Origin of the sequence: Sphingomonas sp., assembly GCF_019749955.1 — a bacterium.
Taxonomy (GTDB): Bacteria; Pseudomonadota; Alphaproteobacteria; order Sphingomonadales; family Sphingomonadaceae; genus Sphingomonas.
The window spans coordinates 26,255-39,145 of sequence record NZ_JAIEPC010000043.1 but is presented as its reverse complement, the minus strand read 5'-3'; the positions used below and the strand labels follow the sequence as shown (position 1 = coordinate 39,145).

10 protein-coding genes are annotated in these 12,891 nt (G+C 64.9%); 3 read left to right on the top strand and 7 right to left on the bottom strand.

The annotated features are described in order from the left end of the window. Positions 1–19: 19 nt before the first annotated feature. Both K2W81_RS10175 and K2W81_RS10170 read left to right on the top strand, forming a co-directional pair. Positions 20–937, top strand: a complete 918-nt coding sequence (locus tag K2W81_RS10175; protein WP_294103933.1) for an AraC family transcriptional regulator — start codon at positions 20–22, stop codon at positions 935–937. 280 nt (positions 938–1,217) lie between these two features. Continuing rightward, the gene (locus K2W81_RS10170) at positions 1,218–2,132 is read left to right on the top strand and encodes an AraC family transcriptional regulator (RefSeq protein ID WP_294103931.1); all 915 of its coding nucleotides are present in this window, start codon (positions 1,218–1,220) and stop codon (positions 2,130–2,132) included. 116 nt (positions 2,133–2,248) lie between these two features. Here K2W81_RS10170 and K2W81_RS10165 read toward each other — a convergent pair whose 3' ends face one another. From K2W81_RS10165 to K2W81_RS10135, 7 genes are all read right to left on the bottom strand, one after another. Next, entirely contained in the window at positions 2,249–3,169 is a 921-nt protein-coding gene (locus tag K2W81_RS10165) for an AraC family transcriptional regulator (protein WP_294103929.1), read from the bottom strand. Between the two features lie 139 nt (positions 3,170–3,308). After that, positions 3,309–4,331: an LLM class flavin-dependent oxidoreductase gene (locus tag K2W81_RS10160; RefSeq protein WP_294103927.1), complete on the bottom strand. Its 1,023-nt coding sequence runs from the start codon at positions 4,329–4,331 to the stop codon at positions 3,309–3,311. After that, the gene (locus K2W81_RS10155) at positions 4,331–5,239 is read right to left on the bottom strand and encodes an alpha-L-glutamate ligase (RefSeq protein ID WP_294103925.1); all 909 of its coding nucleotides are present in this window, start codon (positions 5,237–5,239) and stop codon (positions 4,331–4,333) included. Before K2W81_RS10155 ends, K2W81_RS10160 begins: the two co-directional genes overlap by 1 nt. A 130-nt stretch (positions 5,240–5,369) precedes the next feature. Beyond that, on the bottom strand, positions 5,370–7,400 hold the full coding sequence (locus tag K2W81_RS10150) for a PAS domain-containing protein (RefSeq protein ID WP_294103923.1): 2,031 nt from the start codon (positions 7,398–7,400) through the stop codon (positions 5,370–5,372). A 79-nt stretch (positions 7,401–7,479) separates the two neighbouring features. Continuing rightward, the gene (locus K2W81_RS10145; RefSeq protein WP_294103921.1) at positions 7,480–9,204 is read right to left on the bottom strand and encodes an ABC transporter ATP-binding protein; all 1,725 of its coding nucleotides are present in this window, start codon (positions 9,202–9,204) and stop codon (positions 7,480–7,482) included. A gap of 10 nt (positions 9,205–9,214) precedes the next feature. Then, on the bottom strand, positions 9,215–9,748 hold the full coding sequence (locus tag K2W81_RS10140; RefSeq protein ID WP_294103919.1) for a lasso peptide biosynthesis B2 protein: 534 nt from the start codon (positions 9,746–9,748) through the stop codon (positions 9,215–9,217). Continuing rightward, complete coding sequence (locus tag K2W81_RS10135; RefSeq protein ID WP_294103917.1) at positions 9,741–11,675, bottom strand: asparagine synthase-related protein; 1,935 nt, start codon at positions 11,673–11,675, stop codon at positions 9,741–9,743. The genes K2W81_RS10140 and K2W81_RS10135 overlap by 8 nt, the downstream gene beginning before the upstream one ends. 110 nt (positions 11,676–11,785) lie before the next feature. On the opposite strand from K2W81_RS10135, the gene K2W81_RS10130 reads away from it, so the two are divergent. After that, positions 11,786–12,670 carry a hypothetical protein gene (locus K2W81_RS10130; protein WP_294103915.1) on the top strand — a complete coding sequence of 295 codons (885 nt, stop codon included), beginning with the start codon at positions 11,786–11,788 and terminating at the stop codon, positions 12,668–12,670. The last annotated feature ends 221 nt before the right edge of the window (positions 12,671–12,891 follow it).

Sequence of the window (12,891 nt, the reverse complement as noted above, 5' to 3'; positions counted from 1 at the left end):
TCCGGGGGGGGTTGAGCAGATGTCCACGCCAAACCAAGGATTGAACGCGCAGCGCGAAGCGGAAATGCCCGCGCGCCTCAATACCGATCTTGATCGGCCGGGTTTCGACTTTTTTGAACACAGCGATACGGGCGTAACCCTCTTCAACGTCGTCCAACCAGCCCGGACCAACGAGTTGATGGTGTCCGGGCGAGTTGAAGCCCAACCGGACATGTTGATGATCACGCGCGGTTCGGGGGAAAGGGCGTTTGGCAAATTTGCCGGGACGCCGTTTGCAGTGCAACCCAGTAACGCGGTGCGTGCCACATTTACCCCACATGGAACCGACAGCCATGTTGTTTATAATCCAACGTCCCAAACATTTGGCCTGAATTTTCCCAATGGGTTGCTGGCCAATTTGTCGCCAGACTGCACCAAATTCCGCGAGATGGCCCCCGTCCTGTTTCACCCCCATGGACAATTGATCCAGTTTGCACAGGCATTGAAGGCAGAAATCGCTTCGCCGGGCTTTGCGTCTTCAATGCTGGTCGAGGGGATGAGCCGCGCCATCAGCGTGGCATTGCAGCGTTTGGACCTGCACCCGATCAACGATCAGGCCGACCACATCGTCCTGCCGAACTGGAAACTGCGGCGGGTAATCGACTATATCCAAGGCCATTTAGAGGATGACGTGCGTCTTAGCGATTTGGCGTCGGTGGCCGGGTTGTCGACCTTCCATTTTGCGCGCGTGTTCAGGCAAGCGACGGGCGTCACCCCTTATCAATATGTGCGTGATCGCCGCATCGAACACAGTCGCGTCCTGCTGCTGGAGGACAATCTCGAATTGTCACAACTCGCGCTAAAGTGCGGATTTGCCAGCCAGTCGCATTTTACCGCCGCATTCACCAAGGCTGTTGGCATGTCCCCAGGTCGATTCCGCCGCAATAATCGCCAATAATGCCGCATCGAACGCTTTTTTTCGAAATCTTGCTATTCACCGCATCTCCAAATTGCCGACGCCGCACGGCGGAGCAACTGTTTGAGCTGAAGCCAAACCGCCCCTGAACGGTCGGGCTGATTTTTCGATCTTTGCGGCGGGTAAAGCCTGCGCGCGTCACGTCAATTGCTTCGGTCGGTGCCCTTATGTCACATTGACGTCTGAAATCGGCCAAAATGGGTCGGTGTTCAGAGGCGGGCAACCACGACTCGCGATGATGCCAGCGGAGCGGAGGGCGGCAATGACAGAGCAATCGACCACCGTATACCGATCGCAAACTGGCTATGCGCCGACGAGCCAGATTCGCTTTGAGCAGGCCGCACGCGTGGTGCCGCATCATCATCAGGAATCGGACATCGTGTTGTATCGCATGTCAGGCGCGAAGGGCGCCGCGGGCATGAGCGAAGCCACGCGCGGCGGTGACGCGCCCGATTTATTCTATCTGTCGCGCGGCACCGGTATCGGTGCGGTCGGCAAGGTTGCCGGCACCCCTTTTGCGATCAAGCCGCATCATGACCTGCGCACGACCTTCACGCCGTCCGGCGCCGACGCGAGCGTTACCTTTGCTGCGTCCGCCAGCTCATCCAATCTGATGTTTCCCAAAGGCTATCTTCAGTCGCTGCTCGAAGATCGGATTTGTCAGAGCTTTCGCCCGATCCTGTACGGCCCCGACAAAAACCTGATTCAGCTCTTCTACATGCTGGAAGCCGAAATCGTTCAGCCGGGGTTTGTCACCCGCGCGATGGTCGAGGGGTTGAGCCACGCCATCGCCGCGCGGCTGATCGGCATTGACCCGTCGGAAATCAACCTGGAGGCGGACAAGATCCATCTGCCAAAATGGAAATTGCGTCGGGTCATCGACTTTATCGAGTCCAATCTGACGCAGGGGATTGCGCTTGCCGACCTTGCCGCCGAGGCCGGCTTGTCGATGTTCCATTTTGCCCGCGTATTCAAGCAAGCCGTGGGCGTGACGCCCTATCACTTTGTGCGCGATCGCCGGATCGACCGCGCCCGCGCCTTGTTGCTCGACGAAAGTCTCGACCTTGGTCATGTCGCGGCGGCTTGCGGTTTTGCCAATCAGTCGCATTTCACGGCGGCGTTCAGCAAAGCGGCGGGCATTTCGCCGGGTCGGTACCGGCGCCATCATCGCGCTTAGTCGCGCACTACCCCCGCGCCCTTTCCGGGCGACCTAGCGATCGACCCGACCGGTCTCTTTCGGATTTTGCTGCGTGCGCTGCTTCTACCGTGCCCGGGCGCAGCACATGATCGCGATCAGTGCGAGAAACGCAGGTTGCGGCGATAGCGTCCCGGCGAGATGCCCATCGCCTTGGTGAAGGCGCTGGTAAAATGCGACTGATTGGCAAAGCCGCACGCACCGGCGACATTGACCATGTCGAGATCGCCTGCGGCCAACAACTTGCAGCTATAGGCAATGCGGCGCTCGAACACGTAATGATAGGGCGTCGACCCCGTCGCGCGCTTGAACACGCGCGAAAAATGGAACACCGACAAGCCGGTCAACGCCGCGAGATCGCCGAGGCGAATGTTCCGATCAAGGTTCGCCTCAATATAGTCGTCGACGCGGCGCAGCTTCCAGGCGGGCAGGTAGATGCGCTCGGCCTCATGCGTCAGCTTGTCCTGATTGATCTGGACGAGGATTGACGCAATCGCCCGCGTCAGCCCCTCGATCATCATCGCCGAAACAAAGCCGGGCGTCGCAATCTCGGCCTCAAGCATCTGGATCAAACCGGCCAGCCTGACGTCGTCGATGAACAGCTTGGGCACCAGGCCACTGTTGCACTCCTCGGCGACCAGCCGGTCGAGATAGCCTTGCGGGAACATCAAATTGCTCGAGCGCGCCGCTGCGGTGAATTGGATCGACGTATCGATATCGCGGGGAATAAAGGTCGCGCGCAACCGACGATGCGGCTCCATGACGAACGGCGTGCCGGCAATCTTTCCTTGGGCGGGGTTGCCTGTCCCGGGGAACAGGAACAGCAGGTCGGGCTCGCCGGTTCCCCGCACGGCTTCGGTCAGCATGCCGGCATTGCCGTTGCCAATCATGCGGTACATCAGGATGTCGGTCGCGCGGTGCTGAAACGGATCGATCACGGTCTCGCGTCCGTAGCGGACCGCATCGATCGGATCATAGCCCGTCTGCGCCCGATAGGCTGTCATCTGCGGTCCCGCCATTCCAACCCTCCCTCATTTGGCGTGCGTTTGCGTGCCATCAGCGTTGCAAATGATCTTATCACAATCCGGCCCATCGTAACGGTGCCGTGCTCATTTCGCCGCAAGAATGCGAAAATGGTGCGGCGTCGACCTATGGTCGTTAGTGGCCACCGCGCTGCATCACCTGCGCCGCGAACCGCTCCATCTCTTCCGCCTGCGGGCTCATCTGGAGCAGCAGCAGGTCGAGACCGGCATCCTCATAGGCCTCGATCCGCTCACGCAATTGTTCGGGTGTGCCGACAAGATTGGGGCGCAAGCCACGGTTCGATACCGAATATTCATGGATTTTCATTTCTCGTTCGAGCTGCGTGCCCGACAGCCATTGATCGAAATTATCGTAGCCGGCCGGCAGCTCGCTCACTTCGGTAATGCGCGCCAGCTCGCGCTGCGCTTCGGCTTCGCTGTCGCGCACGATCGCATAAGCGGCCATGCCGTACTGCATTGGCGGCTTGCCGGTGGCTTCGCGCCGCGCGGCCATGTCGGCGATCTTGGGCGCAATATTCTCAACCGGATCGCCGTGCATCACATAGGCGTCGCATTGATTGACGATCAGCGTCTTGGCGGCCTCGCTCTCGCCGCCGGCGTAGATGGTCGGATGCTTGACCGGCTTGGGGCTACAAATCGCCTTGTCGGCGTTGTAGAATTTGCCCTGGAAGTCGAATTCCTCCTCCGACCACAGCCCCTCGACCATCGTCAGCCATTCGCTGGTGCGCGCATAGCGATCGTCGTGCTGGTCGAATTGCAGGCCATAGCGCTTGGCCTCATCGGCCCACCAGCTCGACACCACATTCAGCGCGAGCCGCCCGCCCGCAATCTGGTCGATATTCGCGGCGGCCTTGGCGAACAGCGCAGGCTGGTGAAAATTGGGCCGCACCGCGACCATCAGCTCGAGCGTTTCGGTCACCGCCGCGAGCGCCGCCGCCGTCGACCAGGCATCGAGCGTCGGCGCACCGACGCCCTTGATGTCGTTCATGTTGAGCTCGGCGATCAACGACAGGTCGTAGCCGAGCGCTTCGGACCGCTGGGCGAGCGCCTTGGTATAGGCCCAGCTCGCATCCATCCCCTCGTCGGGCACATTGCGCAGCCAACCACCAAACACGGGCATCCAGTAACCGTAACGCATCACTTTCCTCGTTCGATTTCGGCGACCAGATAGTCGACGAGACGTTCGTGCGGGTCCCAGCCCAAGACGTCGAGCGGCTTGGCAACAAAGTTGGACAGCGCATTGATATCATAGAAGCGCGGGGTGCCGTCGCGGTCGTCGATCATCACTTCGACCCCGCCGATATCGAGCCCGGCCGCCGCTGCAATGCGTTCGGCGGCGTCGATCAGCGTCGCATCGGGGTCTACCTTCGTCATCGTGATCGGCTTGCCATCGGCGACGCAGGCATCGGCCGGGCAGAGATCGAACGCGCCACCCCCGGCGACATCAAGTGCATAGAGATAGCGCCGGTCGAGCGTTTCAATCCGGGTGATCACGCCGTCACGCGCGGGCACATATTCCTGCACCAGCAACACGCCGTCGATGCTCGTCGGCAGAAACTTGTCGGCGACGGCGACGGCGAGCTCGGCGGGGGTATCATAGCGCATAATCCCGGCGCCCGACCCGCCGACATTGGCCTTCACCACCAGCGGATAGCGGAGTTCGGCTGCCGCCGCGATGATGTCGACCGAACGGTGGACGACGCGCGTTGCGGGCACCGCGAGCCCAAGGCTGGTGATGAGGGCGAGCTGTCGCGCCTTGTTCGCGTCGACCGCCAGCACATCGGCACCGTTGATCACGCGCGCGCCCTGCCCCGCCCAATGCGCGAACAGGGCGTGCGCGTAATAGATCGCGTGATCGGGCGAGCGCAGAAAGCTCGACATTGCGAGCCGACTGAACACCACGCGGGCGGGCGGTGGCGCGCCGGCGGGATCAAAGCGATGCCCCTCGATTCCGATGCGCACATAATCGACGCCCCGCGCATCAAGCGCCGCGAACAGCGACGCGAACCAGGCGGGATGTTCATAGAAAATCGCGAGATCGTGCATAAAATCCAGTTCAGCGGCGCCGTCGGTCAGGCGCGTTGATGATCCCCCGTCGCGCGGGATGTAGCGCTGTGTCTATGCCGTGCCATGTCGGCATGCAATCATCGCACGCGGGCGAGACTATGCCGCACGATCAAGCCGTATTGGCGTCCGGCAGCGGCGCATCGATCGTGCAGACCAAGCCCTCGAGCCGGAAGTCGAGCTGGACTTCGCCTTGCAATTCAGTCGACAGCGCGCGCTCGATCATCAGCGAGCCAAAGCCACGACGGCTGGGCGCCACGACGGGCGGACCGCCCGATTCCTGCCAGCGCAGATGCAGCCGGTGATGCGCGCCGCGCTCGATCGACCAAGAGAGTGCAACCCGCCCCGAATCGACCGACAGCGCGCCATATTTGGCCGCATTGGTGCACAGTTCATGCAGCGCCATCGCGATCGTCACCGCCGTCTTGGGCGCGAGCCGGAGCGACGGGCCGACCATCGTGATCCGGTCAGCGCCGTCGAGATGCGGTGCGCAGGCCTCGACCGCCACCGCCGCCAGATCGGCCGATTCCCAGCTTTCGCGCGTCAACAGGCCATGCGCCTTGCCGAGTGCGGCGAGCCGCTGGTCAAACGCTTCACGCGCTTCGATCGCGATGCCTTCCTGCCGAAAGGTTTGATAGGCAATGCCCTGAACGATCGCGAGCGTGTTCTTCACGCGGTGGTTGAGCTCGTCGATCATCAGCCGCAAGCGCCGCTGCGCGCGGCTGTGCTCGGTGACGTCGGTGGTGACGCCGACCACGCCAACGATCGTGCCGTCGCTGTCGCGCATTGGCGCCTTGGTCCCCTGAAAAATGCGGACCTCGCCGTCGGGCGTCGTGAAATGCTCCTCGACCCGGATGATCTCGCCGCTGTCCATCACCGCGCGATCATTGGTGATGATCGCGGTCGCCTCGTCCTGGTCTTCGTGCCACTCCTCCTCGGTGTGACCGATCACCGCGTCGGCGGGCTTGCCGATCACTGCCAGCGTCGCCGAATTGGCATAGAGCATCCGGTGCGCGCGGTCCTTGGCGAAAATCAACTCGCCCGAACTTTCGCCGATCGCGCGCAACAGCCGCTCATTGTCCGCAAGCGCACGATGCGCCCGCGCCGAAGCGCGCGCGGCGGCGGTCCGTTCGGCGACATCGGCGATCAGGCTTTGCTCGGTATCGCTCCAGCTCCGCGGCTGCGCGGCGACGACGAACATCAGACTGCGCAGCGCATTTTCGCGCCACAGCGGCACCACGACAAAGGCGCCGACTCCGGCCGCCACCAGCCCGACCCGCACCGGCGCGACGATGCGCTCTTCCTGCGCAACATCATCGACGACCACGGTGTTGCCGCTGCGCAATTCACCCGTCAGCGCTGGCCCGAAAGTGATGACCCGGTGCCGCCCCGCCACCGTCCGCCCACCGGCGCGGTGCCATTCATGCTCGATCGTCATCGAATCGGTGGCGAGATCGGCATCGATGAACCCGACGCTGTCGACGCCGAGCCGCTCGCCGAGCATCGCCGACGCCGTTGCAAGCACGGCGCCCGGATCGCCCATATCGCGCAGCGCATCAACCAGCGACACGACAAACGCCTGCCGCTGTTCCGCCATCACCCGCGTGGTCGTTTCGGTGCAGATCACCAACACCCCGGCGATCCCGCCCGGCGCGCTATCGTCGTCGATCGGGCTATAGCTATAGGTCCAATAGACATTTTCGTGGCGCCCGTGACGCAGGATCGGGATCAGATGGTCCTGATGCCACGTCGCGCCCTGCCCCTGCATCACCAGCGCGATCTGCGGGCCGATCACCGGCCAAATCTCGGCCCACGCCTCGACGGCGGGCGCGCCGAGCATCGCCGGATGCTTCTCAGGGCCGAGCGACGCCCGATAGCCGTCATTGTAGAGGCATGTGCCCTCAGCACCCCAGAAAATGAACATCGGGTGGCGCGTGCCGAGCATCAGCCGCACAACCGTGCGCAAGCTCTGCGGCCAGCCCGACGGCGGCCCGAGCGGGGTCGCCACCCAATCATGCGCGCGGATCAGCGCCCCGAGCGTCCCGCCGCCGCGCAGGAACGCCGGTGCCTGGCTGTCACCCGGACCTGCCACCGCCTCGTCGAGCGGCTGGTGGGGGTCCACCGGGTCGTGCGGACTCGTCATCGTCACAGGCATCCCCGGGCCGGCAATGCGCGGGCGCGCCGAGACTAGCCCGACGCCGCCACTTTGTCATTGATCGGCTTTACGATTGTTCGACCCGGCCAGCCTGCAAGCGAATGACCCGGTCGCAAAAGGCGAGCGTCTCGGCGCGGTGCGCGATCACCAGCATCGCCGGACGCGGCACCTGCGCGCGCAGGGCGGCAAAAATCCGTGCCTCGGTGGCCAGATCGACCGCGCTGGTCGCTTCGTCGAGGATCAGCAGCCGCCCGCCGCGCAGCAGCGCGCGCGCCATCGCCAGCCGCTGGCGCTCGCCGCCCGACAGCAGCGCACCGCGCTCGCCGACGATCGTCGCCAGCCCCTCGGGCAGCGCACGCACCAGATCGGCAGCGGCGGCAGTTTCGAGCGCGGCCCAGATCGCCGCATCATCAGGATCGCGCGCACCCCACAACAGGTTTTCGCGCACGCTCGCGTGAAACAGATAGGGGTCCTGCGCGGCATAAGCGATCTGCTCGCGCCACGCCGTGGCCGCCGCCCCGGCGACCGCGACATCACCAACGCGCACCGTGCCCGATTGCGGCGTGAGCAGCCCGACGAGCAGATCGGCCAAGGTCGATTTGCCCACGCCCGACGCGCCGGTCAGCCCCACCATCTCGCCGGGGCTGATCGTCAGGCTCGCGCCGTCGAGCACGGGCGCCGGGCTATCCCCACCGCCGCGCGCGAGATGGGCGAAATGGACGGACTCGACCCGGATCGTCGCGCCGTCAGGCAAGCTCGGCGCCGGACCGGTCTCGGGCGGCGCCGGGACGATCGCATCGGCCAGGCTCGTGAGTTGGGCATAAGCGGGCAGCGCGAAGAAGAGCTGCTGCATCGATTGCTGGATTTGCGACACTGGCCCGCCCAGCCGCGACAGCACCAGCATCAGCGCGCCGAGCTGCGGCAGCGGCGCCTCCAGCCAACCGCGCCCGACCAGCGCAATCACCGCGCCCACCGCCAGCGCTGCCCCCGACACGATCAGCCGCGCGCTATTCTGCTGGCGGATGAATTGCACCTGCTGCACCCGAACGGCGGCAAGCCCTGCCTCGAACCGCTCGACGAAGCTCGGTTGCAGATTCTGGCTCGCGGCGACGCGCAGCCCGCCCAGAAAGCGCGTCGATGCTTCGGCCAGCTCCAGATTGGCCCGCACCGCCAGCGTCCCGATATCCTGCGTACGGCGCAGCAGCAGCGCGAGTCCGGCGCCGACCAGCACCAGCAAGCCAAGCGCAATCGCCGCCAGCAACGGCGCGAGCAGCAATGCCACCAGCGCGAAGGCAACCAGCATCACGCTCGCCACCGCAATCTGGACCAGCATCTGCGTCGCCTGCGAGATGCGGGCGACGTCGCCGCCCAGCGCCTGGACGATCCGCGCATGCTGCATCGCCGCGACCTGCCCCCACGGCGCTGCCGCGAGCTGCGTGACGATCCGGCGCCGTTGCGCTTCGGCAAACCCCATCGTCAGCATCGCGAGCCGCATGTCGCGCTGCCACGCCAGCACCCCGCGCGCGATCCACAGCACACCGATCAGCCCGAGCAGGCACGCGAGCTGAGCAAAAGGCGTCGCAATCCCCATGCTCGCGAAGGCGCGCGCCAGCACCCGCCCCGGCAGCGCGCCGCCCGCGAGCAACGCCAGCAGCGGCGCGACCAGCGCCAGCGCCGCGCCTTCGGTCACCGCGGTCACGATCGAAAGCAGCACCGCGACCAAGCCGCCGCGCCCGGCAAAGCGCGCCACATCGCGCGTGAAACCCAGCGCGGTCCCGGCTCGGTCCGTCATCAGCGGTGCTTCATTGCGGCGGGACGAACGCGCCGATTTCGGCAATGCCCGACGCGATCGGATAGCCCGTTACCTTCACGCCCGCGGCATCGAGCCACGCATGCGCAACCAGCGCCCCCGTCTCATCACGACCAGCGCCGTAATGGAGGACACTCGCGACACCACGCTGCGCCAGCATCCCGCGCGCGGCGACCGCTTGTTGGATGCACATGGCCTTGAACGGCATCACCGACGCCGTCGCCGTGACGGCCCAGCCGATTGCGCGCGCCAGCTCGGCTGCATCGGTGGATGCCTCGGGCATCGTCAGCCGGGGGTCGCCCACCGGGATCAACGACCCCCAGCGCGCGGCAAGCTTGGGAAAGGGCACCGCGAGCAATCTGATTCGCGCCACCAGCAGCGCGAGCGCCGCTTCGGGCACCAGCCGCTGACGCGCCCAGCCAATCGACACCAGGGTGCGGGCGCGGCGCAAAGGGTGGCTTCCCATCATCGTCCCCAACGCTAGGCGGCCCACCGCCGAGCGTCCACCGCGCGGACCGTCAGCCATTGCTCTGGCTCGCCTTGCGCAGGAAATGCCCTACCGAAACCCCGCGCAGCATTGCCAGCCGATATTCCTGCGTCACCGCCTCCGACCCCCAGCCATCGGTCGGCCAGTCGCGCTCAAGCGCGCTCAGCCGGTCGAGATCGAGCAAGTTGCCGGCGGGCGCGCAGGCAGCGATCCGCGCCAGTTCTTCGCGCATCGAGGCGCGCGCCGAATCGAACCCCAAATGCCAATCGGCGGCCTGCAAGCCCTTGCGCGGCTCATCGAGCACGGCGGCGGGCAAGCGGTCGGCGAGCGCGCGGCGCGGCAAGCTCCTAAAGCGCCCGCCCCTCACAAATTCATCCATCGGCGCGGCAAGCATATAGTCGACCAGCCGTCGGTCGTTGGTCGGATCACGCTGGTCGACGCCCCAGCCGGCCAGATAGCCTTTGTGATAATTGCCCGGGTCGTTGCGACCGATCACGAACATCCGCATTGCAAAGCCATCGTGCCAAGGCCGATAGGCGAGGTCCATGCCGCGCGCCCGCGCCCGTTTGTCGAGGTCGACATCGCGGTACACGTCGCGATTGACTGCCGTATGCGCCAGCGGATCATGATCGAGCTTCCAGCGGCGCTGCCGAATCGCCTGCTCGACCCCGCCCGGCAGAAACGGCAGCAACAGCCGCGACGCCAGCCCGCGCCACCGCATCGACCCCTGCCGCACCAGCGCGCGGCTGACCCGCGCCAGCTCGATCAGCCGCCCTTCGCGCAGCAGCTGCGGCAGATATTCCTCCCCCGCATAGCTGAGCGACATATTGCCTATTTCGCCGGTGAGCATCACGCCGATGCCTCGCCGCTTGGCCTCATTGAGGATGCCGAGCATCCACGGCATGTTGCAGCGGTTGAGCAGCGGCATTTCGAACAGGAAGAAATCGCGGTCAAGCATTTCGAGCGGCGATGTGCGGCCGGTGCGCAGCAGGACGTGCTCGATGTTCGGATAAAGCGCGGCGGTCTGCGCGGCGAGTGGCCCTTCATCGGCAAAGCGCCAGCGATCCTCAACCGGCGCACAGTCGGGCTCGGGTACCGAGGTGAAGGCCGCCACCGATCCCCTACCCGCCAGCAGCCGCGCCGCAGTTGCGGCCACTGACGCGCTGTCCCACCCCGAGCTCAGATGCGCGCCCACCGTCGTCCCTGCCCCGCGCAACCGCGCAGCGACCGCCTGATCGAGATGATGCCGCAAGCCCTCGACATAATCGCGCGGTGGTGCGGCACGGTCGGGTCGGGCAGGTTGCCAATAGCGCCGCGACGCGATTGCCGATCGGGTGACCGACAGGATCGTCCCTGGCGGCACGCGCTCTATTCCTTGCCAGAAGCTCGGCGTCTCGGCAGCGGGCATCAACACCAGAAAATCGGCGCTGGTCTGCAAATCGGGCGCATAGGGCACCTCGGCCAGCGCGTGCAGCCCTTTGGCCATCGACGCGACCGCGATCATCCCGTCGCCGCGGTGGAAATAGAGCGGGCGATTACCGCGATAGTCGCGCGCCAGCAGCAAGGTCTGGTCCGCCGCGTCCCAACAAGCAAAGGCGAAATCGCCGATGATTCGATCAACCGCGCGTTCACCCCAGCGCGCGAGGCAATCGAGCAGCAGCGCGGCATCACAACGGTTGGCGATGCTCCCCGTCGGCTGGCCAAGCGCAGCCGCCAGCTCCTCGCGATTGTCGAGACGGACATCAGCGACGAGCGTCAGTCGCGCGTCCGGGGTTTGCAAAGGCTGGCGATCGTATCGATCTTCGGGCAGCGTCCGGTGGAGGCACCGCCCCAGCCCTACCGCGCCATCGGCCCATTCGGCAGTGTCGTGCGACCCATAGGGCCGCAGCGCCGCGAGCATCCGCGCCAGATCGCGCGCGACCTCGCCTTGCCCCTCGAACCGCCAAAGTCCCGCAATCGCGCTCACTGTTCGTCATCACCCCGTCTGCGGTCGGCATGTACCAAGCGCGCCGCCGTCGCAACCGCTTGGCGCGGGCGTCGCTTGCTGGCAAGGGTGAAGCAACGGGGGAAAATCGCTTGGTCCGTCATGTCTATACCGTCGCCGGGCTGAAGGTGGTGAGCGACCTGCCGATGCCGGGTTTGCTGCCCGGGCCGTCGCTGGACGGATCGCCCGACACCGCAGACGTGACGATCGCGCGCGCGGTGCTGCCGCCGGCAGCGATGGCCAATGCCCATCACGAATTGAACTTCGAGATCGCCGACCTAATGCGCATGTCGATGCGGCATGGGACGACCATGCTCTACGATCCGCTGCCTGATGCGCTCGCCGACGATATGGCACTCTACCTCGGCGGCACCGGCTTCGGTGCGCTGCTGCACCAGCGCGGTATGGTGCTGTTGCACGCCAGCGCCGTGCGGATCGGCGACGCAGCGGTGCTGTTCTGCGGCCCCTCGGGCGCGGGCAAGTCGACGCTTGCCGCCGCGCTGGTCGAAGCAGGCTATGATCACGTCGCCGATGATTTCTGCGCGATCAGCTTTGCCGCTGACGGCACACCCATGGTCGCGCCCGATGGCCGACGGCACAAATTATGGGACAGCGCGGTTGACGGGCTTGCCGCGCACCATCGCAAAGGTGTCGCGGTGCGATCGGACATGGCGAAATATTATGTCGATCCGCATCGCACGGTCGCGACCCCATTGCCAATTGCAGCGATCTTTGAACTGGCCGTCGGCGATCAGGTTGCGATCGAGGCGCTCGGCGGCTTGGGGCTGGTGCGGGTGATGCGCGAGCATGCCTATCGGCCGCATCTCGTCAGCTTGATGGGACAGCATCGGCACTATTTCGATGCAGCGGCTGCCATCGCAAGGCATAGCCGCACGGGCCAGTTGATCCGACCCCTGCAGTTTAAGATGATGAAATCGACGATCAATACGGTCGAGCGATATCTTGATCGGCAATAGCCAATCAGCAACTCGCGCTCATACTCTAGCAATCTCGCAGAATCGCGACTCACGTTCAGGAAGTCGAAAACGCACCATCTACAGTGGACGGACGGGTTCCCAATTCGGCATCAGCTGCTGCCATCTTGATGACTTGGGGAGCCTGCCAAGGTGCGCGATTCTCTGAGAATTCAGGGCGCGCAGTGCCGCCTGCCATAATCGGTTGATCCGTCGGCGACATT